Source organism: Micromonospora sp. C97, from assembly GCF_018070385.1.
Lineage (GTDB): Bacteria > Actinomycetota > Actinomycetes > Mycobacteriales > Micromonosporaceae > Micromonospora > Micromonospora parva.
Genome location: NZ_JAGPXU010000014.1, coordinates 62,541 through 82,638, shown reverse-complemented (window position 1 = coordinate 82,638; position 20,098 = coordinate 62,541). Strand labels below are relative to the sequence as shown.

Below are 20,098 nucleotides of genomic sequence, written 5' to 3'. Positions count from 1 at the left end.
GGCTCCGGAAAGTAACGTCGACGCGCTCGCCGATGCGAGCTGGCGACGTGGGATGGGCGCGGGGTTCAGCAGGCACCGCGACCCGGGCGGCTCACCGGCGCGGGGCCGACGGCGACGGGTGGCGCGGTGGGGAACTCAGCGGTGAACGGCGCGGGAGCGTGCGGATGCCGGCGCGTCAGTGCGGCCGGGGCGGGGCGCGGCGGGGCGTCCGCCGCTCGGTTCGCGACGGTGATCGTCGGTCACAGAGACGCCATGCGTCATCGGGTCCTCCTCGGGTGTCCACGCCCTGGGGTACGTCCCGACGGCCGAAGTATCCTGGCTTCCGGATCGACGCTCTCCCCCGGCCTTCCAACCGCAGACACACGGCCGTGACTCACGAGGGGGGATCGCTCCCCGGTGACAGTGGCGGGACCGCGTCGGATTCGCACCGACTTCCTTCACTGCCGTCAGGCTGCGAATGCTGCCACACCCCCGCGCCGCCGGTCAACGCCAGTCCAGCCCCACCAGGCGGACACCACCGATCGAGCCTCGCCGATCGGCGTGAATGCGGCTCCGCGCCTCGCGACGCCCCAGATCGATGCGCGACGCCCTTTGCTCTGCTGCCCTATGTGCACCAGGCACGGGGCGTCGCCGGTGCGTACAGAGCAGCAGAGCAAAGGACCGCCGAACCCATCCTGGCCTGCGCCGATCGTCCGGCAGGACGGTGCCCGACGGCGTGCTGACCTAGGATCGGCACCGCCACAGCGGCGAACCGCGATCAATGTCGGAGATCGATCACCATGGCCGTCCCACAGTTCCACCACCTGGCCGGCCGTGTCTGGGTCTGTCCAGGCGACCCCGACCCCGAGGCGGTCCAGGCCGGCGTCGCCGTCGTGGCCGACGAGCGCGGCAGTGTGATGATCGACGCCGGGCAGAGCCCCACGCACGCCCGCGCGATCCAGGCCGCGCTCGCCGCAGCCGGGCTGCCACGGCCCCGCTGGCTGGTCTACACCCACCACCACTGGGACCACGTCTGGGGCGCTTGCGCCTGGCCCGGCGTGGAGATCGTCGGACACGAGACGGCGGTGCCGCTGCTACGCGCTGAGGCTGCCCGGCCCTGGAGTCACCACTATCTGGACGAGCGGGTACGCGCCGACCCCCGCCTCGGCCCGAGCTTCCGGGCGCGAGCCCGTGCGATGGATTCCTGGGCGGACTTCACCATCCTGCCGCCAACCCGGACCTTCACCGATGTCGACGAGTTGTCGGTGGGCGTCGGGTTACGGCACGTCGGCGGCGGCCACGCCCCAGATTCGACGGTCGTGCTGGTGCCGGACTCGGGCGTCATGCTGCTCGGCGACTGCTTCTACCCGCCGCCGGCACACCTGCGCCGACCCGACGACGGCCCCGACCTGGACCTGGTCCGCCGACTGCTCTGGGACGACTACCTGTGGTACGTCTCCAGCCACGCCGAGCCGATGACGGCTGAGCAGGCCCGGTCAGCCGTCGAGGCCGCCTGACCTCAGCGGGCGTGACGTTCCGGGTGGGCCCGACTCCACGCCCGCATCCGCTCCGGGTAGCCGGTGCGCGCCGCCTCGTACAACGGCACCGCGTGCTTGCGGGCGATGGCCCCGGCCGCGCGGGGCGTTCCGGTACGACGACGGATCCACTCGCCGTCGTGGGCGATCGCCACGACCGTGGTGTCCGTGGCGGTCGTCTCCGGCTCCAGGTAGAACTCCACCCCGCGCCGGCTGGCGACGAACGCCTCCAGCGCCGCGAGGTCGTCGCGGTTCGCCTCCCGGTCCAGCTTCGTCGGGGTCGTCTCGGCACCCCGTGACCGGCGACTGAACCAGCTCATGCCCCGCCCCTCTCCTCGACGCCCCTCCAGTGCAGCACCGATTCCTGGCAATAGGCTGCACGCCCGGTGGGAGAGAGCTGATCCGGGTCGGAAATCCCTGTGGAACCCGCGGCGGGTGGGCGGTGTCATGTGGGTGATGCGAACGGAGGCTGCCCTGGACGACGAGGCGCTCGTCACCCGTGCTCGCGCCGGTGACCTGGAGGCGTACGACCTCCTGGTCACCCGGCACACCGCGTCCGCGTACCGGACGGCGGTGCTGCTCGGTGCCGGCTCGGACTCCGAGGACGTCATCCAGGAGGCGTTCGTGAAGGCGTACCGGAAGCTGTCCCGTTACCGGGGCGAGGCGTCCTTCCGGTCGTGGCTGCTGGCGATCGTCGCCAACGAGACCCGCAACCTGCACCGCTCCCGGGGCCGGCGCGACGGGCTCGTGCTGCGGGCGGCGGCAGCGGACCCCACGTCCGAGGTCGCCGAGGACGACGCTGTCGGCGCGGTCCTCGCCGGGGAGCGCCGGGCGTCGCTGGTGCGGGCCCTACGGCAACTGCCGGTACGCGACCGCGAGGTGATCGTCTGCCGGTTCTTCCTCGATCTCAGCGAGGAGGAGACGGTGGCGACGCTGGGCTGGCCCCGGGGCACTGTGAAGTCGCGCACCTCCAGGGCGCTGGCGAAGCTTCGCACCCTGCTCGACCGGGAGGAGGTCCGACATGGGTGACCTCGAACGGGAACTGCGGGACCTGTCCACCTGGCTGGACACACCCGATCCGCCCGACGTGAGCGCCCGCGTCCGCGTACGACTCAGCACGCCCGCGCCCCGGCGGCGCCGGTGGCGTTCGCTCGCCGCGGTGGCGCTCGTCACCCTGCTGGTGGCGGTGTTGCCGCCGACCCGGGCCGCCATCGCCGACGTTGTCACCGGGCTGCTGCGCTTCGCCGGTGTCAGCATCGCCACCGCGCCCGCACCGACACCGCCCGGTGCCACCGCGTCGCCGTTACCCGGGCAGCGGGTCGTCGCCCTGGACGAGGCGCAGCGGGCGGTACGGTTTCCGATCCGCCTGCCGGCGAAGCTGGGCCCACCCGAGCGGGTGCTGGTCGCCGATCCGGACGCCACCGGCAGGTACCGGGTGGCGACGCTGCTCTACGACGGGGGCGCGCTGCGCGTCGACGCGTTCGACGGTCACCTCGACCTGGCCTTCCACAAGGAGGTCACGCCGCCGGGCGCGAACTGGGTCCAGGTCAACGGCGACTTCGCCGTGTGGGTCGACGGCCCACACGTGCTGTCCTACGTGGACCGGGCGGGTGGGATTCGCCGGGAGACCGCCCGGCTGGCCGCCTCGACCCTGATCTGGCAGGACAACGAGGTGAGCTACCGGCTGGAGGGCCACCTCACCAGGGCCGAGGCGATCGAGATCGCCCGCTCGCTGCGCTGAGGGAACCGGGCCGGCCCGGGCGGTGTCCTGAAGACACGACGATTCGCCGTCGCCCGGTCTGTTCCAGCCCGAGGTGGCGGCCGGTGTACCGGAGGAGCAGGGATGGGTTCACGGGGCAGGTTGACGCTGGTGTCATCGGTGGTCCTGTTGGCGGGGTGCACGGCCACGACCAGCGGCGGGTCGGCCGCACCGGCTGCCACGACCGCCGCCACGGCGAGCGCCACCACGGCCACCACCGCCGCCACCACGGCGAGCGCCGCGACGGGCTGCGGCTCGCGGGTCGAGACCGGGCCGCTGCCGGACTGGGCGGACGCCGGATTCAGCGGGGACGCGCGGGTTCCGCACGTCTTCGGCGCGAAGGGGGACATCGTGGCGGTGCTGTTCGCCCATCCGCTGCGGCAGGTCCGCGACGACGGGTCGAACAACAAGATCCTCTGGGTGGCCCGCGCCGTCACGACCTCGCCAGACCCGGTCGCACCGGCAACCCTGGTGATCACCGCGAGGTTGGACGGCACCGACACGCAGGTGATCCGGGAGGTCCCCGGCGGTCCCGGTCCGTCGATCATCGACCTGCCGCGGGCCGGTTGCTGGCGCCTCGACCTGAGCTGGTCCGGGCACACCGACACGATGGACCTGACCTACGCGCGGTGAGCGGCACCCGGGCCGCCTAGGCTGCTGGCGTGCGGGACGACGAGCGGGTGGCGGCGGCCCGCAACAACGCCGAGTGGTGCGACATCGTCTGCGGCAGCCACGGGCTGCCCGGCCGTACCGACGCCGACGCCTGGTCGGTCCCGCGCCGGTCGCCACAGTGGTACCCGGACGCGGTCACCCTGCGACCGGGCGTCGACGCCGAGGCCCTGCTGGCGCGGTTGGACGCGGGGCCCGGCGCGACGGTGAAGGACAGCTTCGCCGATCTCGACCTGTCCGGGTACGGCTTCCGGGTGCTCTTCGACGCGCAGTGGATCCAGCGGCAACCGGCCGCCCCGCCGGCCGACGCGCCCCTCGACCGGGTCAGCACCCCCGACGACCTGGCGTCCTGGGCGGAGGCACACGGCGGTGGGGCCCTGTTCCGCCCCGCGCTCCTGGCCGACCCGCGGGTGCTGGTGCTCGCCCGCCACGACGATCGGGGCGAGCTCACCGGTGGAGCGGTGCTCAGCGGGGACGGCCCGTACGGCGTCTCCAACCTGTTCACCCGCACCGGCACCGCCCACGACGTCTGGCGCGCGGTGTGCGCCACAGTGCCCGACGCGCCGCTGGTCGGCTACGAAACCACCCAGGACCTGTCACCGGCGCTTCGCGCGGGCTTCACCACCACCGGCCCGCTGCGCGTCTGGTCGCACGGCTAGCACTCCGGCCACGAGCCCCGCGCACGGACAGCTATGCTGGCGGCATCGGCACCGATCCGGCCATCACCGGGGAGCCTCCGGAAGAACGGGCAGCCTGGCCGCCTCAGTAGAACCGGACGCAGCGGCACGTCACGTCGCAGAATTGAGCGGCGCCCGCACCATCGGGGCGCAAGCGGGGTGGTACCGCGGAGTCCTGGCCATACGCCCGGCGCTTCGTCCCCGCGTGGGCAGTGAGCTGATGCCCGCGTGAGCGGATGTGGAGTGTAGGGAGAGCGTCGGTGCCGGACGGTCCGTCGAAGTCGCCATTCGTGCCACTACCCACCAAGATCGACTTCGCGGTGCTGGACCGCGCGGTCATCGAGTGGTGGCAGGCCAACTCGGTGTTCACCCGGAGTCTGGAGCAGACGGCCGACGGCACCCCGTGGGTGTTCTACGAGGGACCGCCGACCGCCAACGGCACGCCGGGCACCCACCACATCGAGGCGCGGGTCTTCAAGGACCTCTTTCCCCGGTACCGGACGATGCGCGGCTTCTCGGTGCCGCGCCGCGCCGGCTGGGACTGTCACGGCCTACCGGTCGAGCTGGCGGTCGAGAAGGAACTGGGGCTCGGCGGCAAGCCCGACATCGAGAAGATGGGCATCGCGGAGTTCAACGCCCGCTGCCGCACCTCGGTGCTTCGTCACGTCGACGAGTTCGTCCAGCTCAGTGAGCGGATGGGTTACTGGATCGACCTGGAGCACCCGTACCAGACGATGTCACCGGAGTACGTGGACAGCGTCTGGTGGTCACTGAAGCAGATCCACGACGGTGGGCGCCTGGTGGAGGATTTCCGGGTCGCCCCGTACTGCACCCGCGACGGCACGACGCTCTCCGACCACGAGGTGGCGCAGGGGTACGAGACAGTCGTCGACCCTTCCGTGTACGTGCGGTTCCCGGTGCGCGGGGAGGTGGCCGGGCACAACGGCGTCGACCTGCTGATCTGGACCACCACCCCGTGGACCCTGGTGTCCAACACCGCCGTCGCCGTCCATCCCGGCGTGACGTACGCGGTGGCCCGCACCGGGCAGGGCACCTTCGTCGTCGCCGAACCGCTGGCCCAGCGGGTCCTCGGCGACGATGCGGAGATCCTGGCGACCGTCGCGGGGTCGGCCCTGGAGGGGTTGCGGTACGAGCGGCCGTTCGACCTGGTGGACATCCCGGACGCGCACCGGGTGGTCCTCGCGGAGTACGTCACGACCGAGGACGGCACCGGCCTGGTGCACCAGGCGCCGGCCTTCGGCGCCGACGACCTCGCCGTCTGCCGCGCGTACGGGTTGCCGCTGGTCAACCCGGTCGCGCCGAACGGGCGGTTCAACGACGACATCGAGCTGGTCGGTGGTGTGTTCTTCAAGGACGCCGACGCGTTGCTCATCGACCGGCTCCGCACCTCGGGTCGGCTGTTCCGGCACGAGCCGTTCGAGCACCCGTACCCGCACTGCTGGCGGTGCCACACCCCGCTGATGTACTACGCGCAGCCGTCCTGGTACATCCGGACCACCGAGGTACGCGACGAGCTGACCCGGGAGAACGAGAAGACCAACTGGTTCCCGGAGCACATCAAACACGGCCGGTACGGCGACTGGCTGAAGAACAACATCGACTGGGCGGTGTCCCGCTCCCGGTACTGGGGCACCCCGCTGCCGCTGTGGCGCTGCCCCGACAACCACGTGACAGCTGTCGGTTCCCGTGCGGAGCTCGGCGAGCTGGCCGGCGCCGACCTGTCCGAGCTGGACCCGCACCGCCCGTACGTCGACGAGATCACCATCGCGTGCCCGGACTGCGGCCGGACCGCCACCCGCGTCCCCGAGGTGATCGACGCCTGGTACGACTCCGGCGCGATGCCGTTCGCGTCGTTGGGCTACCCGCATGTGCCCGGCAGCAAGGAGCTCTTCGAACGCAGCTACCCGGCCCAGTACATCTGTGAGGCGATCGACCAGACGCGGGGCTGGTTCTACACGCTGATGGCGGTGGGCACGCTGGTCTTCGACCGGTCCCCGTACGAGAACGTCGTCTGCCTCGGGCACATCCTGGCCGAGGACGGCCGCAAGATGAGCAAACACCTGGGCAACATCCTGCTGCCGATCCCGTTGATGGACGCCCACGGTGCGGACGCGGTGCGCTGGTTCATGGCCTGCTCCGGCTCACCGTGGTCGCCGCGCCGGGTCGGGCCCGGCCCGCTCGACGAGATCGTCCGCAAGGTGTTGATGACCTACTGGAACACCGCGGCGTTCTTCTCCCTCTACGCGGCGAACTCGACGTGGGCGCCGCACCTGGCGCAGCCGGTCGCCCAGCGGCCGGTGCTGGACCGGTGGATCGTCGGCGAGGTCCACGCCCTCGCGGCCGCCGTGGACGAACGACTGCAGAACTACGACACGGCGCGCGCCGGCCGACTGCTCGCCGACTTCATCGACGACCTGTCCAACTGGTACGTGCGGCGGTCGCGACAGCGCTTCTGGGAGGGCGACCCCGACGCGCTCACCACCCTGTACGAATGCCTCGACATCCTCACCCGGCTCCTCGCGCCGTTCATTCCGTTCGTCACGGAGGAGGTGTGGCAGCAGGTCGTCCGGCGGGGGTCGGCGTCAGCCCCGGAGTCGGTGCACCTGGCGACCTGGCCCACCCCCGACCCCACACTGATCAGCACGGAGTTGTCGGCCCAGGTGGCCACGGCACGGGCGTTGGCGGAGGCGGGCCGCTCCGCGCGTAAGGCGAGCGGTCTGCGGATCCGGCAGCCGTTGAGCCGGGCGCTGGTGGGGCTGCCGGCCGGCACGGTTCTCCCGCAGGCGTTGCTGGACGACATCGGCGACGAGTTGAACGTCAAGGTCCTCGAACCGCTCGATCCGCAGAGCGGTGTCATCGACGTGCAGGTCAAGGCGAACTTCCGGACCCTGGGACGCCGGTTCGGCAACCGCACCCAGCACATCGCCAAGGCCATCGCCGGGGTGCCACCCCGGGAGTTGGTCGACGGCGTCCGGGCGAACGGGACGTACCCGCTGTCGGTCGACGGCGCACCGGTCGAGGTGGGCCCGGACGACATCCTGATCACGGAGGTGCCGCGCACCGGTTGGGTGGTGGAGACCCAGCGCGGCGCGACCATCGCGCTGGACACCGAGATCACCCCCGAACTGGCGGCCGAGGGCGTCGCCCGCGACGTCGTCCGCATCGTCCAGCAGGCCCGCCGTGACGCCGACTTCGCGGTGTCCGACCGGGTCACCGTGTCGATCGCCGCGCCCCCGGAGGTGGCGGCGGCGATCTCCACGCATCAGGTGCTCATCGCGCACGAGACCCTCGCGCTCAGGCTGACAGTGGTGGACGCGTTGTCGGAGGGTTTCTCCGGCACCGTGGGCAACGGCTACGAGATCGTCGTCCACGTCGTGCGGGCCTGAGCGGTGGCCGGGTGGCCGGTCAACCGAGCCGGGTCAGGTCCTCCGGGGTCAGCCGCAGGGCACCGGCCGCCACGTTCTGCGCCAGGTGCTCCGGGTTCGCGGTGCCGGGGATGGCCAGCACGTGGCGGCCCTGGTGCAGGGTCCAGGCGAGGCGTACCTGCTGCGGGGTGACGCCGTGGGCGCGGGCGACCGCCTCGACGGCCTCGCCCTGCGCGACGCTCGCGCCCGCCTCCCGCCCGGTGCCGGCGAGCGCGAAGAACGGCACGTAGGCGATACCCCGCTCACCGCAGAGCCGGACGAACGGGTCCTGCTCCCGGTAGGCGTCCACACCGTAGTTGTTCTGCACACAGACCACCGGCGCGATGCCCGCCACCTCGTCCAGCTGCTCCGGCCGGACGTTGGAGAGCCCGAGGTGCCGGATCAGCCCGGCGGCCCGCAGCTCGGCGAGCGCGCCGAACCGATCGGCCAGCGGCACCGGGCCCGGCCCCCGGCCGAGGCGCAGGTTCACCACGTCCAGCTGGTCGCGGCCGAGGCGGCGAAGGTTCTCCTCGACCTGATCGCGCAACTGCGCCGGGGTGAACGCCTCGGTGAAGCCCGCCTCCGGGTCGTACCCGAAACCGACCTTGGTGGCGATCACCAGCTCGTCCGGGTACGGGGCGAGCGCCGCGCGGATCAGCTCGGTGGCGTAGCGGGCCGGGCCGGTGCCGACCCGCAGGGTGCCGCCGGGTGAGACGTAGAAGGCGGCCGTGTCGATGTGGTTGACGCCCAACTCCACGGCCCGGCGCAGCAGGGCGACGGCCCGGTCCGGGTCGGGGTTCGCGGTGATCCGCATGGAGCCGAAGCCCATCCGGCGTACGGTGCGGTCGCCCAGGGTCCAGCTGCCCGCCGCGGCGGCGGTGATCTTGTCGGTTGGCATCGGGCGACGATAACCAGCACGGGTGCGCGGCGCAGTCGGCCACGCACCCGATACCGCCAGGCGGCGCGGTGGGTTAGTTTTTATCTACCGACGGAGCCGTTCCAGCCGGGTGCGGCGGGCGCAGCACCGGCACCAGCAGCAGGGTCGGCAGCAGCAGCAGAGGCACCACCAGCAGCGCGCGCAGGGTGCCGACCTGGTCGCCGACCAGCCCCAGCAACGGCGGGCCGCCGAGGAACGCGGTGTAGCCGATCACCGCGACCACGCTCACCCGCACCGCCGCGTGCGACTCGTCGTCGGCCGCCGCGCTCATCCCGACCGGGAAGCCCAGCGACGCGCCGAGACCCCACAGCGCGACGCCGACGACGGCCACCGGCCCGGAACCCGCCAGCACGGCCAGGCCCGCGCCGAGCACGGCGAGGCCGATGGTGCCGCTGATCACCGGTACCCGACCCCAGCGGTCCAGGGCGATGGTGCCGGCGGTACGCCCGATGGTCATGCCCACCACGAAGACCGCGAAGACGGCCGCGCCGGCGGCCTCGCTCAGGTCCCGTCCGTCGATGAACGCCACCGCCAACCAGTCGTTGGCGGCGCCCTCGGTGAACGCGGCCACCAGCACGAACAGCCCGATCAGCAGGGTGCGCGGCTCCCGCCAGGCGGCGAGTTGCGCCCGGCGGCGGGCCGCCGGGGTGGCGTCCGCCGGGTCGCCGGTGTGGTCGCTGCCCACCGGCAGGTACGTCCGGGCGGCGAGCGCGGTGCCGGCCAGCACGACCACCGCCACCGCGACGAGGTGCGCGCCGACTGACACGTCGAAGCGGGCCGCCCCGGCACCGAGCGCCGCGCCGGCAACCGAACCGAGGCTCCACCCGGCGTGGAAACGGGGCATGATCGTCCGGCCGAGCCGCCGCTCCACCGCCGCGCCCTCGATGTTCATCGCCACGTCGCAGGCGCCGGAGCCGTAACCGAGGGCAACCAACCCCAGTGCGACGAGGGCGAACGACCCGGTCATCGTGGCGCCCAGCCCCGCCACGCTCAGGCCGACGGCGACCATGACGGTGGCCATCGTCACGGTGCGGGCCGCGCCGAAGCGCTGGGCGAGCAGGCCGGAGGTGGGCATGGCGAGCAGCGCGCCGACGCTCATCGCCAGCAGCAGCAGCCCGAGTCGGCCGGCGGAGAGGTCCAACGCCTCACGGACGGCCGGAACGCGGGAGAACCAGCTGCCCACGGCCAGTCCGTTGAGGGTGAAGGTGACAGCGACACCGTTGCGGGCGAGCCGCACCGTCCGCAGGTTCGGCGAGGCGGTGTCCGGGGCCAGGGGTCGACTGGTGGGGGCGCTCACGAGGGTGGGTCCTCTTTCTCGGGGTGATCTCCTGGCACGATCGCACACCTGAGAGCGCTACCACCACAACCCGGGACCGCCCCTTACCGCAGCTGGTGGGGCCGGGGCATGATGGGCGCAGGCGCTGGTCCGACCGGACGGGCCGCCGCGGGAGGCGACGATGACGACAGCGGCACAGCGACCGGCCACTCTTGAGGACGTGGCCCGGGTCGCCGGGGTGTCCCGGTCCACGGCCTCGCGGGTGATCGCCGGCACGGGGTTCGCGTCACCGGCCGCCCGGCAACAGGTCACCGCGGCCGTCGACCAGCTCGGTTACGTGCCCAACCCGGCCGCCCGGGCGTTGGTCCGCGGCGGCGGTGTCCGCCTGGTGGTGGCCGTTCTGGGGACCAGCGCCGCGGTGCTGGACGACCCGTACGTGCACCAGGTGGTCGGCTCGGCCGCCCGGGTGTGCACGCCCGCCGGTGTCGGGGTGGCGCTGCACTGGCTGCCGTTCGGCGACCCCCGCACCCTCGACCAGATCGGCCGGGATCGCAGCGTGTGCGGGGTGATCCTGGTCAACACCACCGAGGATCTGCTGGCGGCGGTTCCCCAGTCGCTACGCGGTCGGGTGGTCTCGATCGGCGTCGGCTCGGCCACCGTGCCGTCGTTCGACGTCGACAACGCCGCCGGCTCCGAAGCGGTGCTGCGCCACCTGTACGCCGCGGGTCGCCGCCGTATCGCCATGGTGACCGGCCCCCGATGGCTGCCCTGCGCGCAACGCCCGGTGCAGACGTACCGCCGGCTGATGGCCGAGGCGGGCCTGCCGGAGCGGATCCTGCCCGGGGACTTCCGGGCGGCGCGCGGCCGGACGGCGGCCGGCGAGGCGCTGCACCGCTGGCCGGACATCGACGCGGTCTACGCGATCAGCGACGACACCGCGCTCGGCGTGATCGCGGGCCTGCGGGACGCCGGTGTGCGGGTGCCGGGCGACGTCGCGGTGGCCGGCTTCGACGACATTCCGTTGGCCGGGATGACCGCCCCGGCGCTGACCACGGCGAGTCACCCGGTGGGGCGGATCGCCGTCGCCGCGGCCACCGCTGTGCTCGACGGACGCCCGGCGGCACCGGTGACCCTCTTCCCGTCGGCGCTGGTGGCGCGGGCCAGCGCCTGAGTCGACGCCCGGCGGTTAACCCCGCACGGGCCGGGTAACCGGGGCGGACCTTTCGTCCACCGCGAGGAGCGCCGACCCGTGTCCGACTCCGCGCCCTCGCACTGGGACCCGACGCCGAGCCCGCGCGACGGCCGGTTGACCGCCCGCCACCACCCACCGGCGGCGCCGGGGCGCACCGGGCTGGTGCCGATGACCGGCCGCGACGGGGACCGGCTGGCAGTGGGGTACGTCCCGGAGCCGGCGGGCGACGGTTCGGCGTACCGGTTGGTGCTGCTCCTGCACGGTGCCGGCGGCTCGGCGCGACAGGGCCTGGACCTGCTGTTGCCGGTCGCGGACGCGCAGCACCTGCTGCTGGTCGCCCCGGACTCGTCGGCGGCCAGTTGGGACCTGATCGCCGGCGGATTCGGGGCGGACGTGCGGCGCATCGACGCGCTGTTGGCGACCGTCTTCGACGGCTACCCGATCGCCGACGTGACAGTCGGCGGCTTCTCCGACGGCGCCTCGTACGCGCTGTCGTTGGGCCTGACGAACGGGGATCTGATCGACGCGGTGGTGGCGTTCTCCCCCGGTTTCGCCGCGCCGCCGGTCACGCACGGCCGGCCACGGGTCTTCATCTCGCACGGCGTCGACGACCGGGTGCTGCCCATCGACGTGTGCAGCCGCCGCCTCGTCCCCCACCTGCGCGACCTCGGTTACGACGTGACCTACGAGGAGTTCCCCGGCGGCCACGACATCCCCGTGCCGGTCCGCGACTCGGCCATCAGCTGGCTCACCGGCCATCCCCCACGGGTCGTGGCCCGGCCCTGACCGGGGGCGGGCGTCAGACCGGGGGAAGGCCGAGGGCGTCGTCGACGCGGGCGAGGACGGCGGCGTCGTCGCGCGGGTTGACGCCGCGCAGCAGGTCGATGGCCGTGGCCCGGACCTGACCGATGATCATCGCCAGGGGAAGGGTCTGGGTGGAGCCGAAGAGCTGCCCTGCGGTGTGCACCGCGGCCAACGCCGACTCGTCGGCCCGGGTGGCGTGCCGGTCGGCGGTCTCTTCCTGCCCGTCCAGGTCGGCGGCGAGGGCGGCACCGGCCTGCCGGACCGCTTCGGCCAGGGACCGCAGGGCGGCGCCCAGCTCGGCCGGGGCCGGCGTCTGCATCCGGCTGAGGGTCACCCCCGCACGGGCCAGCACCCGGACGTTGCGGACCGCGTAGTCGATCTGCCGGATGGACTCGTCCACCGAGCGCAGCCGACCGAGGTGCTGACGTCGGCGGACGTTGAGCCGCAGCGCCTCACCGGCGGCCAGCACTCCGTCGCGCAGCCCGTCCACCCGGGCGTCCATCCCCCGCGCCTGCCGCAGCGCGGCGACCGCCGCCGGCTCGTCGCGGTCGTCCAGCGCGTCGGCGATCCCGTCCAGCAACCCGGCCAACTCGTCGAAGGTCCGCCGCACCTCGGCGATCAGCGGGGCGAGCGGGTGCCGGGCGTCGACCAGCAGGCTGGCCGCGAGCGCGACGACGCCGCCGACCAGCGCGTCGACGAAACGGAACGGCACCAACGACCCGTCCGGCGGCGCGACCACCACCAGGTAGAGCGCGGAGACCGCCGCCTGCACCAGGGTCACGCCGGTAGCGCCGAAGGCCACCGCGAACAGGACGGTGAGCAGGATGACGGTGAACACCGTCCAGGTGCTACCCGGGCCGAGCGCCTGCACCACCAGGTCGGCGACGAGCACCCCGGCGGCGACCCCGAGGACGACCTCGACGGCGCGGTGGATGCGCTGCCCCCGGGCCTGACCGAGAACGATCAGCGCGGCGGCCGGCGCGAAGAAGGGCTGCGGGTGCCCGAGCAACCGGGTGGCCAGCAGCCAGGCCACTGTCGCCGCGACCGTCGCCTCCAGCACCGGCCGCCAGCCACGCCGCAGCCGCCCAGCAGCCGTCCGCAGCCCGCCGATCCGCACCATCGCCCAACCTCTCCACCCGCGCCAGTCGGTCTGCCGCGCCCCGCCCCCGCCCCGCCAACCAGGTCACCACACCACCGACCAGGTCACCGCACCGCCAGCCCATCTGAGTGCGCCACGACACCGCCGGCCCACCCGCATACGTCGTTCGCAGCCCCTTTGGAGCTGATGCCGTCAACGAATCAGGCGCCCTCCCGTGCACGGTTCACGCTGGCGGCCCTGACCGTGTCGAGTCCGAGGCCGTAGACGAATCAACCGCGATGTCGCGAACGGATCAAACTCGCGGCAGTAGTCGGATCGAGCCGGATATCGCAAACGGGCCCGACTCGATGTCGAACCGGCCTGGCCCGATGCCGCAACCCGGTCTACCTCGATGGTGCAAGCTGAGCTGGCCCGATATCGGAAACCGGACTGGCTCGATGGTGCAAGCTGAGCCGGCCCGATGTCGGAAGCTGACCTGGTCCGAGCCGCAAGACGATCCGGATCGATATCGCGAGCGGATCTGGCTCGATGTCGTCAACGATTCAGCTTCAAAGGGCCCACCCACGGCACCACGTCGACGGCCCACGGTATTCCGAGATGACCGCCTCCCATCACCCGTCGGGCCTGCTCACCGGGACTGCCGCCGCGCCCCGCCCGGTGCCAGCGCGCCCACGTTCTCGACGGACCCGCCAGGCCCGCCCACCGGCAGGTCCGCCCACCAGGCATTCCCACCCACCGGGCAGTCCCACCCACCAGGCAGGCCCACCCACCAGGCCCGCTTCGGCGCTCGACTGCCGGCAGGCCGGTCGGGTCAGGTCCCGGTGAGGGCGCGCAGCAGTGTCCGGACGGCGGCGCTCAGGTCGGCGCGGCTGGCCGCGCTACCCGGCGGCGGGGCGGTGAGCGCGCCCGCGCCGGCCAGCCGATCGAAGAGCAGCCCGTCCACGAACGCCACGAACTGGTCGCCCTGCCGGTCGGGGTCGGTCGCCCCGGCCCGGGTCAGCAGGTCCCGGGCCTGCACCCGCAGGCCGGTGCCGTGCTGCAGGATGCTGCGCAGCTCAGGCCGGTGCACCGCCTCCAGCAGGCAGGCGTAGCGGGCCAGGCTTCGGCTGCGCCCGGTGCTCAACCAGCGGTCGAGCACCTCGGCGACTCCGGCGGCGAGCGCGTCGAGGTCGCCACTGTCGAGCCGGGGAGCCGGTGTCGGGGGCGGCGGGTCGGTCGGCAGGTCGTACGCGGCCAGGTCGGCCCGGTCCCGTTCGGCGAGCCGTCCCACCACGGCCTCGATCAGCGCCTGGCGGGTCCGCAGGTACGCGGAGGTGGTGCCCGGCGGCACGCCGGCGCGGCCGTCGACCGCCCGGTGGGTGAGGGCTCGCATGCCGCCGTCGGCGATCAGTTCGATGGCGGCGTCGGTCAGCGTCGCGACCCGGTTCGCCCGCGCCGTCATGGTGGTCCCCCTCTCCCGTGTTCCGCAGGTAGTATCCTCCTTCTACAGGTGTAGAAGGAGGATCGGCATGAGCGACGCGCACGCGGTGGTGGTGGGTGGCGGCATCGGCGGGTTGAGCGCGGCGCTCGCCCTGCACCGGCAGGGATGGCGGGTCACCGTGCTGGAGCGCGCCCCCGAGCTGCGCGAGGTCGGCGCCGGCCTGAGCCTGATGGCCAACGCGGTGCGCGCGCTGGACGCCCTCGGTCTCGGCCCGACAGTGCGCCGAGGTGGGCACGGCGAGGCACCCGGCGGCATCCGCAACCGGCACGGCCGGTGGCTGTCCCGGGTGGACGCCACGGAGATGGTCCGGCAGCTGGGCACCACCGCGCTCGGCGTGCACCGGGCCACGCTGCACCGCACCCTGCGCGAGGCGCTGCCCGCCTCGTCCCTGCACACCTCGGCCACCGTGGAGCACGTCGAGTCCAACCCGGACCGGGCGTCGGTGCGTTACCGGACCCCGAACGGCCCGCGCACCCTCACCGCCGATCTGGTGGTCGGCGCCGACGGCCTGCGCAGCCGGGTCCGCGCCCAGCTCTGGCCGCAACACCCCGGCCCGGTGTACGCCGGATCGACGGCGTGGCGGGCGGCCATCGCGTTTGCGGACCCGGTCCCGGCCGCCATCACCTGGGGGCCGGGGGCCGAGTTCGGCATGGTGCCGATCGGCGACGGTCAGCTCTACTGGTACGCCGCACTGAACGCCCCGCCGGGCGGCCACGCCCCCGACGAACTCGCGGCCCTGCGGGAGCGCTTCGGCGACTGGCACGACCCCATTCCGGCGCTGCTCGCGGCCACCCCGCCCGGCGTCGTGCTGCGCAACGACATCCACCACCTGGCCGCGCCGCTGCCGTCGTACGTGCGGGGGCGGGTGGCGCTGCTCGGCGACGCCGCCCACGCGATGACACCCAACCTCGGCCAGGGGGCCGGACAGGCCATCGAGGACGCGGTGGTGCTCGGCGCGGTCTGCGCCAACGGCCCCGAGGGGCTGCCGGCCGCCCTGGGCGCGTACGACGAGCAGCGCCGACCGCGCAGTCAGGCCGTCGCCCGGGCCTCCGTCACCGCCGGCCGGTTCGGACAGCAACTATGCCATCCGATCGCCGTCGCGGTGCGCGACACCGCGTTGCGGCTCACCCCGGGGCGGGTCGCGCTGCGCAGCATGGCCCGGTACGCGGACTGGCGACCGCCGGCTGGCTGAGCCGGCCGCAGGATCCACCGGCCAGACGCCCGCGACAATTCCCATCCGATCAGCGCACAGCCGACGATGGACCGTCGTCGCCCCAAAACTCCAGAATAGTCATTCGGGTCGTCGTCCGGGTTAATCAAAGACGACAGCGCGTCGGTACAATCGGCGACTTCGTTGTGACCGATCGCTGACTGCTGATGATGAAAGCGATCACACACACTGAGCCCATGAACAGGAGAGTCAACCGCGGCAGAGCACTCCGCGTCGCGGTGTGCCTCCTCCTTCTCGCCGCGCTGAGCGGCTGCATGCAACTCAACATGGGGTTGACGGTCAACGCCGACGACACTGTCGACGGCCAGCTCCTGCTGACGGCCCAGAAGTCCCTGCTGAGCGGGCGCAACAAGAACCTCCCGGTCGCCTTCGCGGAGTTGCGGCAGAACATCCCCGCCCTGCCCGCCGGCGAGGAGACCCTTTACCAGGACGACACTTTTTACGGATCCCAGATCAGTTACCGCAAGGCGCCGCTCGCCGGTTTCGACACCGAGAGCGTGAAACTGGTCAGGGACGGCGATCTGTACCGCTTCACGCTGCCGCTCGATCCGAAGAAATATGGCGGAAAGGTCGCGGAGCAGAATCCGCAGAACCAACAGGCGTTCCTCAAGCTCATGTCGTTCGAGATCTCGGTGACATTTCCCGGCCGGGTGATCGACAGCAATGGCACCGTCAACGGCCGGTCGGTCAGTTGGAAGGTCGACCCCAACCAGGAGAAGCCGACCGAACTGCGGGCCGTGGCCGAGGCCCCGCCCCGCCCGTCCACGTCACCGGCCGCCGCCGGCGGTGACGACGACGGCGGATTCCCCTGGCTGCTGGTCGTCGGCGGTGTCCTCCTCCTGCTGGTGATCACCGCGGTGGGCGTACTCCTGGTGCGCCGCCGCCTACCCGCGACGCCGGCCGCGCCCGGTCCGACCCCGCCGCCGGGCCCGCACGCCGGCGCCCCGAGGCCCGGCTGATCCATCTGGTGGCCGGCCCCGGCCGGCCACGCCCGGCCCCGGCCGCCCCCGAACCGACGGCGACCGGCCCCGGTGCTCCCGCTGCGGGCGCACCGAACCTCACCACCACCACATCCCGGTCGCACCATCGCAGAAAAGGGGGATCGTCATGAACGATCTCTTCACCTGGGCAGCTCTGGGGACGATCGCCGGCGCGAGCGCCGCCACCCTGCTGGCCACCAACGTCATCGGCGGGCTGATCGGCCCGAGCGGCGACAAGCTCCGCAAGTGGATCGCCATCGCCATCGCGCTGCTGCTGTCCTACGTGACGGCGGCGTTCGCCGACGACGCCGGCGGCGAGAAGTGGGTCATCGCCTTCTTCAACGCGCTGGTCATCTTCTCCGCCGCGCTCGGCGTCAACCAGTTCCCACCCGGCAACCGGCAGGCGACGCCGACGCAGGTCGCCGGCGGTCGCGAGCCCCGAGTCTTCCGTTCCTGGGTCTGAGAGGGGTGTCGTCATGGTCTTCGGAATCCTCAGCGCCGTCATCCAGGTCGGCTTCGGGGCCCTGCTCGGCTTCCTCGCCGGTGGCCCGATCGGGCTGCTGATCGGCGCCGTCGTGGGCCTGGTCGTCGGCGCGGTCTTCGGCTGGTCGGTGGCCTCCGCCGGGGTGTACGCCTCGGATGCCCGCGGCATCTTCCTCTTCGTCGTCGACCACACCTGGAGTCTGCTCAACACTGTCGTCGGCGCCATCTACCTGACCGTGCACCTGATCTTCGGGCACTCCCTGGACCGGCCCACCTCGCTGGGCAGTGGACGGGTCAGCGTGGTGGAGGGGGTCTCCCCCCGGTACGCCACCACCATCGGCACGGTCTGCGCCGGCTCCAGCTCCGGCATCCAGCGGCACGAGGACGTGCACATCTTCCAGGGCCGCCTGCTCGGGCCGCTCTACATCCCCCTGGTGCTGGCCAACTACGTCCTGTTCACCATCGCGCCGGTGTGGCTGCTCTACCACGATCACACCAACGCACCGATCAACCGCTTCACCCGGTACTTCGAGATCGGCGTCTACCCGCACGTCTGGAACGAGGCCATCGCGTACCGGATCCAGGGGACGCCACCGCGATGAGCACCCACGGGCGCGGGCCGATCGAGACCGCCACCGCCGAGCTGGTCGCCTGGGTGACCAGCGCGGCGGGGGAACCCGTCCCGGTCGGCCCGCCCCGCGCGTGCGACGACGCCGACGGGCTCACCCTCTGGCCCCTCGACCTGCGCCCGGCCCGGCAGACCCGCTCCAGCGGCGCGGTCCGCGAACCGTACCGGTTCATGGTCCGCCACCTGCTCTGCGTGACCGGGCCCGCCGGGTTGCCCCGGCTGGATCGGGTGCTCACCGCCGCGACCAGCGACGGCAGGTACCCGGTGGTGCTGGAGGCCGGCGACGCGCCACTGTGGACGGCGTTCGGTGCGGCGCCCCGACCGGCGCTGCTGATCGACGTGGCGGCGCAGGTGGACCACCCGACCCCGGCCGCGCCGCCGGTACGGCAACCGCTGCGGTTGCGGCAACTCGACGTGCGCAGCCTCCGTGGGCGGGTCGTCGGCCCGGAGCACCAACCACTGGCCGCGATGCGGGTCGAGCTGCCCGGCACCGGGTCCGTCACCCGCACCGACCCACAGGGCCGGTTCCTGATCGCCGGTGTGCCGCACGACCCCGAGCACCCGGGCCCGGTCCGGCTGCGGCTGACCGGACGCGGGCTCGTCCTCACCGCCGACGTCGACGCGGGCGAGGACGACATCGTCATCGTCTGCGCGCCACCGACCCACTGACACCCACCCGCTAAGGAGGGCCGATGCCCAGTTACTTCTCCCCCGGCATCTACGTCGAGGAGGTCCCCAGCGGCGCCCGACCGATCGGGCCGGTGAGCACCAGCATCGCCGCCTTCGTCGGCGTCGCCCCGGACCGCTCCGCCCACCTGGGCAGGGCGGTGCCGGTCAACAACTGGACGGAGTTCCTGCGGCTCTTCGCCGGCGGCGAGCGGGTGGAGAGCACTCCCCTGGCCCGGGCGGTCTTCGGGTTCCTGGACAACGGGGGCGCCCGCTGCTGGGTCGTCAACGTCGGCGAGGGCGGCGCGATCACCGGCACCGGGCAGCGGCGCGGCGGCCTGCAACTGTTGGAAGCCGTCGACGAGATCTCCATCATCGCCGCACCCGGCTTCCACGACGTGGTGTCCCACGAGGCGCTGCTCAGCATGGCCGAACGCACCCGCATCATGGTCGCGATCTGCGACCCGGCGCCGGACATCGACGACATCTCCGCGTTGACCCGGGTCGCCACGCCGTCCGCCGGCAAACCCGCCAAGCCCGCCGACGGTGCGGCCGCCGGCCCTGGCGGCGGCTCCGACCAGCCGGGCGGCTCCGGCGGCCACGAGGGGGCCGCGTACCGGCCGCGACAGTCCGAGTTCGGCGCGTTCTACTACCCCTGGTTGCGGGTCCGCGACCCGATCAGCGGCGAGTTGGAACTCACCCCGCCGAGCGGGCACCTGGCCGGCATCTGGGCCCGCACCGACGCCCTGCGCGGTGTGCACAAGGCCCCCGCCAACGAACCAGTGCGCGGCGCCGTCGACCTGGGCTACCTGGTCACCCGACCCGAGCACGACGTGCTCAACCCCAAGGGCGTCAACGTGATCCGGTACTTCGCCGGTGAGGGCATCCGCGTCTGGGGCGCCCGTACGCTCGCCGCCGAGGCCAGCGAGTGGCGCTACCTCAACGTGCGGCGACTCAGCATCGCCATCGAGCAGGCCATCGCCAACGGCACCCGGTGGATGGTGTTCGAGCCCAACGACTTCACCCTCTGGCGCTCGATCCGCCGCGACATCGGGGCGTTCCTCACCCGGGTGTGGCGTGACGGCGCGCTGCTCGGGCGCAGCCCCGAGGAGGCGTTCTTCGTCAAGTGCGACGAGGAGACCAACCCGCCGGACGTCCGTGACGCCGGCATGGTGATCGCCCACATCGGCATCGCGGTCGTCAAGCCCGCCGAATTCGTGGTGTTCAAGCTGAGCCAGTGGGCCGGCGGCACCGAGACCGAGACGATCGGAGGCTGAC

19 protein-coding genes and 1 riboswitch are annotated in these 20,098 nt (G+C 72.7%); of the genes, 14 read left to right on the top strand and 5 right to left on the bottom strand.

Going from position 1 to position 20,098, the window contains the following annotated elements:
• Positions 1–308 precede the first annotated feature (308 nt).
• A riboswitch (cobalamin riboswitch) is annotated at positions 309–438 on the bottom strand.
• Positions 439–779: 341 nt separating this feature from the next.
• Positions 780–1,496 carry an MBL fold metallo-hydrolase gene (locus KBX26_RS19570; RefSeq protein WP_210866089.1) on the top strand — a complete coding sequence of 239 codons (717 nt, stop codon included), beginning with the start codon at positions 780–782 and terminating at the stop codon, positions 1,494–1,496.
• Positions 1,497–1,498: 2 nt separating this feature from the next.
• Here the strand turns inward: KBX26_RS19570 and KBX26_RS19565 are convergent, their stop codons facing one another.
• Positions 1,499–1,834 carry a hypothetical protein gene (locus tag KBX26_RS19565; protein ID WP_210866088.1) on the bottom strand — a complete coding sequence of 112 codons (336 nt, stop codon included), beginning with the start codon at positions 1,832–1,834 and terminating at the stop codon, positions 1,499–1,501.
• A 136-nt stretch (positions 1,835–1,970) separates the two neighbouring features.
• On the opposite strand from KBX26_RS19565, the gene KBX26_RS19560 reads away from it, so the two are divergent.
• The 5 genes from KBX26_RS19560 to ileS all read left to right on the top strand — a co-directional run bounded on the left by KBX26_RS19560 (position 1,971) and on the right by ileS (position 8,026).
• The gene (locus KBX26_RS19560) at positions 1,971–2,543 is read left to right on the top strand and encodes an RNA polymerase sigma factor (RefSeq protein WP_210866087.1); all 573 of its coding nucleotides are present in this window, start codon (positions 1,971–1,973) and stop codon (positions 2,541–2,543) included.
• Positions 2,536–3,255, top strand: coding sequence for a hypothetical protein (locus KBX26_RS19555; protein WP_210866086.1), 720 nt, complete (start codon positions 2,536–2,538; stop codon positions 3,253–3,255). The genes KBX26_RS19560 and KBX26_RS19555 overlap by 8 nt, the downstream gene beginning before the upstream one ends.
• 129 nt (positions 3,256–3,384) lie before the next feature.
• Entirely contained in the window at positions 3,385–3,906 is a 522-nt protein-coding gene (locus KBX26_RS19550; RefSeq protein ID WP_245233473.1) for a hypothetical protein, read from the top strand.
• A gap of 29 nt (positions 3,907–3,935) precedes the next feature.
• Complete coding sequence (locus KBX26_RS19545; RefSeq protein ID WP_210862319.1) at positions 3,936–4,601, top strand: hypothetical protein; 666 nt, start codon at positions 3,936–3,938, stop codon at positions 4,599–4,601.
• A gap of 278 nt (positions 4,602–4,879) precedes the next feature.
• Positions 4,880–8,026 (top strand): isoleucine--tRNA ligase, encoded by a 3,147-nt coding sequence (ileS, locus tag KBX26_RS19540; protein ID WP_307857861.1) that lies wholly within the window; start codon positions 4,880–4,882, stop codon positions 8,024–8,026.
• A gap of 19 nt (positions 8,027–8,045) precedes the next feature.
• Here the strand turns inward: ileS and KBX26_RS19535 are convergent, their stop codons facing one another.
• Positions 8,046–8,942 carry an aldo/keto reductase gene (locus KBX26_RS19535; protein WP_210866084.1) on the bottom strand — a complete coding sequence of 299 codons (897 nt, stop codon included), beginning with the start codon at positions 8,940–8,942 and terminating at the stop codon, positions 8,046–8,048.
• A 73-nt stretch (positions 8,943–9,015) separates the two neighbouring features.
• Entirely contained in the window at positions 9,016–10,278 is a 1,263-nt protein-coding gene (locus KBX26_RS19530; protein ID WP_081883632.1) for an MFS transporter, read from the bottom strand.
• Positions 10,279–10,438: 160 nt separating this feature from the next.
• On the opposite strand from KBX26_RS19530, the gene KBX26_RS19525 reads away from it, so the two are divergent.
• Together KBX26_RS19525 and KBX26_RS19520 are read left to right on the top strand one after the other, a co-directional pair.
• Positions 10,439–11,428: a LacI family DNA-binding transcriptional regulator gene (locus KBX26_RS19525; protein ID WP_210866083.1), complete on the top strand. Its 990-nt coding sequence runs from the start codon at positions 10,439–10,441 to the stop codon at positions 11,426–11,428.
• 78 nt (positions 11,429–11,506) lie between these two features.
• Positions 11,507–12,235 (top strand): phospholipase, encoded by a 729-nt coding sequence (locus KBX26_RS19520; RefSeq protein ID WP_307857860.1) that lies wholly within the window; start codon positions 11,507–11,509, stop codon positions 12,233–12,235.
• Positions 12,236–12,248: 13 nt separating this feature from the next.
• Here the strand turns inward: KBX26_RS19520 and KBX26_RS19515 are convergent, their stop codons facing one another.
• On the bottom strand, positions 12,249–13,373 hold the full coding sequence (locus KBX26_RS19515; protein WP_210866082.1) for an aromatic acid exporter family protein: 1,125 nt from the start codon (positions 13,371–13,373) through the stop codon (positions 12,249–12,251).
• Positions 13,374–14,163: 790 nt separating this feature from the next.
• A complete protein-coding gene (locus KBX26_RS19510) occupies positions 14,164–14,793 on the bottom strand; it encodes a TetR/AcrR family transcriptional regulator (protein WP_030327517.1) in 630 nt (209 codons plus the stop codon).
• A 67-nt stretch (positions 14,794–14,860) separates the two neighbouring features.
• Here KBX26_RS19510 and KBX26_RS19505 point away from each other — a divergent pair, with 67 nt between their 5' ends.
• The 6 genes from KBX26_RS19505 to KBX26_RS19480 all read left to right on the top strand — a co-directional run bounded on the left by KBX26_RS19505 (position 14,861) and on the right by KBX26_RS19480 (position 20,097).
• A complete protein-coding gene (locus tag KBX26_RS19505) occupies positions 14,861–16,024 on the top strand; it encodes an FAD-dependent oxidoreductase (RefSeq protein WP_210866081.1) in 1,164 nt (387 codons plus the stop codon).
• A gap of 215 nt (positions 16,025–16,239) precedes the next feature.
• Positions 16,240–17,022 carry a DUF3153 domain-containing protein gene (locus tag KBX26_RS19500; RefSeq protein ID WP_210866080.1) on the top strand — a complete coding sequence of 261 codons (783 nt, stop codon included), beginning with the start codon at positions 16,240–16,242 and terminating at the stop codon, positions 17,020–17,022.
• A 148-nt stretch (positions 17,023–17,170) separates the two neighbouring features.
• Positions 17,171–17,506, top strand: a complete 336-nt coding sequence (locus KBX26_RS19495; RefSeq protein WP_210866079.1) for a hypothetical protein — start codon at positions 17,171–17,173, stop codon at positions 17,504–17,506.
• A gap of 13 nt (positions 17,507–17,519) precedes the next feature.
• Positions 17,520–18,128, top strand: a complete 609-nt coding sequence (locus tag KBX26_RS19490; protein WP_210866078.1) for a glycine zipper family protein — start codon at positions 17,520–17,522, stop codon at positions 18,126–18,128.
• On the top strand, positions 18,125–18,823 hold the full coding sequence (locus KBX26_RS19485) for a carboxypeptidase-like regulatory domain-containing protein (RefSeq protein WP_210866077.1): 699 nt from the start codon (positions 18,125–18,127) through the stop codon (positions 18,821–18,823). Before KBX26_RS19490 ends, KBX26_RS19485 begins: the two co-directional genes overlap by 4 nt.
• Before the next feature lie 23 nt (positions 18,824–18,846).
• Entirely contained in the window at positions 18,847–20,097 is a 1,251-nt protein-coding gene (locus KBX26_RS19480) for a phage tail sheath subtilisin-like domain-containing protein (RefSeq protein WP_210866076.1), read from the top strand.
• The last annotated feature ends 1 nt before the right edge of the window (position 20,098 follow it).

Coding starts and splice junctions, on each gene's coding strand:
- KBX26_RS19570 (WP_210866089.1), top strand. CDS start 780: ATGGCCGTCCCACAGTTCCACCACCTGGCCGGCCGTGTCTGGGTCTGT.
- KBX26_RS19565 (WP_210866088.1), bottom strand. CDS start 1,834: ATGAGCTGGTTCAGTCGCCGGTCACGGGGTGCCGAGACGACCCCGACG.
- KBX26_RS19560 (WP_210866087.1), top strand. CDS start 1,971: ATGCGAACGGAGGCTGCCCTGGACGACGAGGCGCTCGTCACCCGTGCT.
- KBX26_RS19555 (WP_210866086.1), top strand. CDS start 2,536: ATGGGTGACCTCGAACGGGAACTGCGGGACCTGTCCACCTGGCTGGAC.
- KBX26_RS19535 (WP_210866084.1), bottom strand. CDS start 8,942: ATGCCAACCGACAAGATCACCGCCGCCGCGGCGGGCAGCTGGACCCTG.
- KBX26_RS19525 (WP_210866083.1), top strand. CDS start 10,439: ATGACGACAGCGGCACAGCGACCGGCCACTCTTGAGGACGTGGCCCGG.
- KBX26_RS19515 (WP_210866082.1), bottom strand. CDS start 13,373: ATGGTGCGGATCGGCGGGCTGCGGACGGCTGCTGGGCGGCTGCGGCGT.
- KBX26_RS19510 (WP_030327517.1), bottom strand. CDS start 14,793: ATGACGGCGCGGGCGAACCGGGTCGCGACGCTGACCGACGCCGCCATC.
- KBX26_RS19505 (WP_210866081.1), top strand. CDS start 14,861: ATGAGCGACGCGCACGCGGTGGTGGTGGGTGGCGGCATCGGCGGGTTG.
- KBX26_RS19500 (WP_210866080.1), top strand. CDS start 16,240: ATGAACAGGAGAGTCAACCGCGGCAGAGCACTCCGCGTCGCGGTGTGC.
- KBX26_RS19495 (WP_210866079.1), top strand. CDS start 17,171: ATGAACGATCTCTTCACCTGGGCAGCTCTGGGGACGATCGCCGGCGCG.
- KBX26_RS19490 (WP_210866078.1), top strand. CDS start 17,520: ATGGTCTTCGGAATCCTCAGCGCCGTCATCCAGGTCGGCTTCGGGGCC.
- KBX26_RS19485 (WP_210866077.1), top strand. CDS start 18,125: ATGAGCACCCACGGGCGCGGGCCGATCGAGACCGCCACCGCCGAGCTG.
- KBX26_RS19480 (WP_210866076.1), top strand. CDS start 18,847: ATGCCCAGTTACTTCTCCCCCGGCATCTACGTCGAGGAGGTCCCCAGC.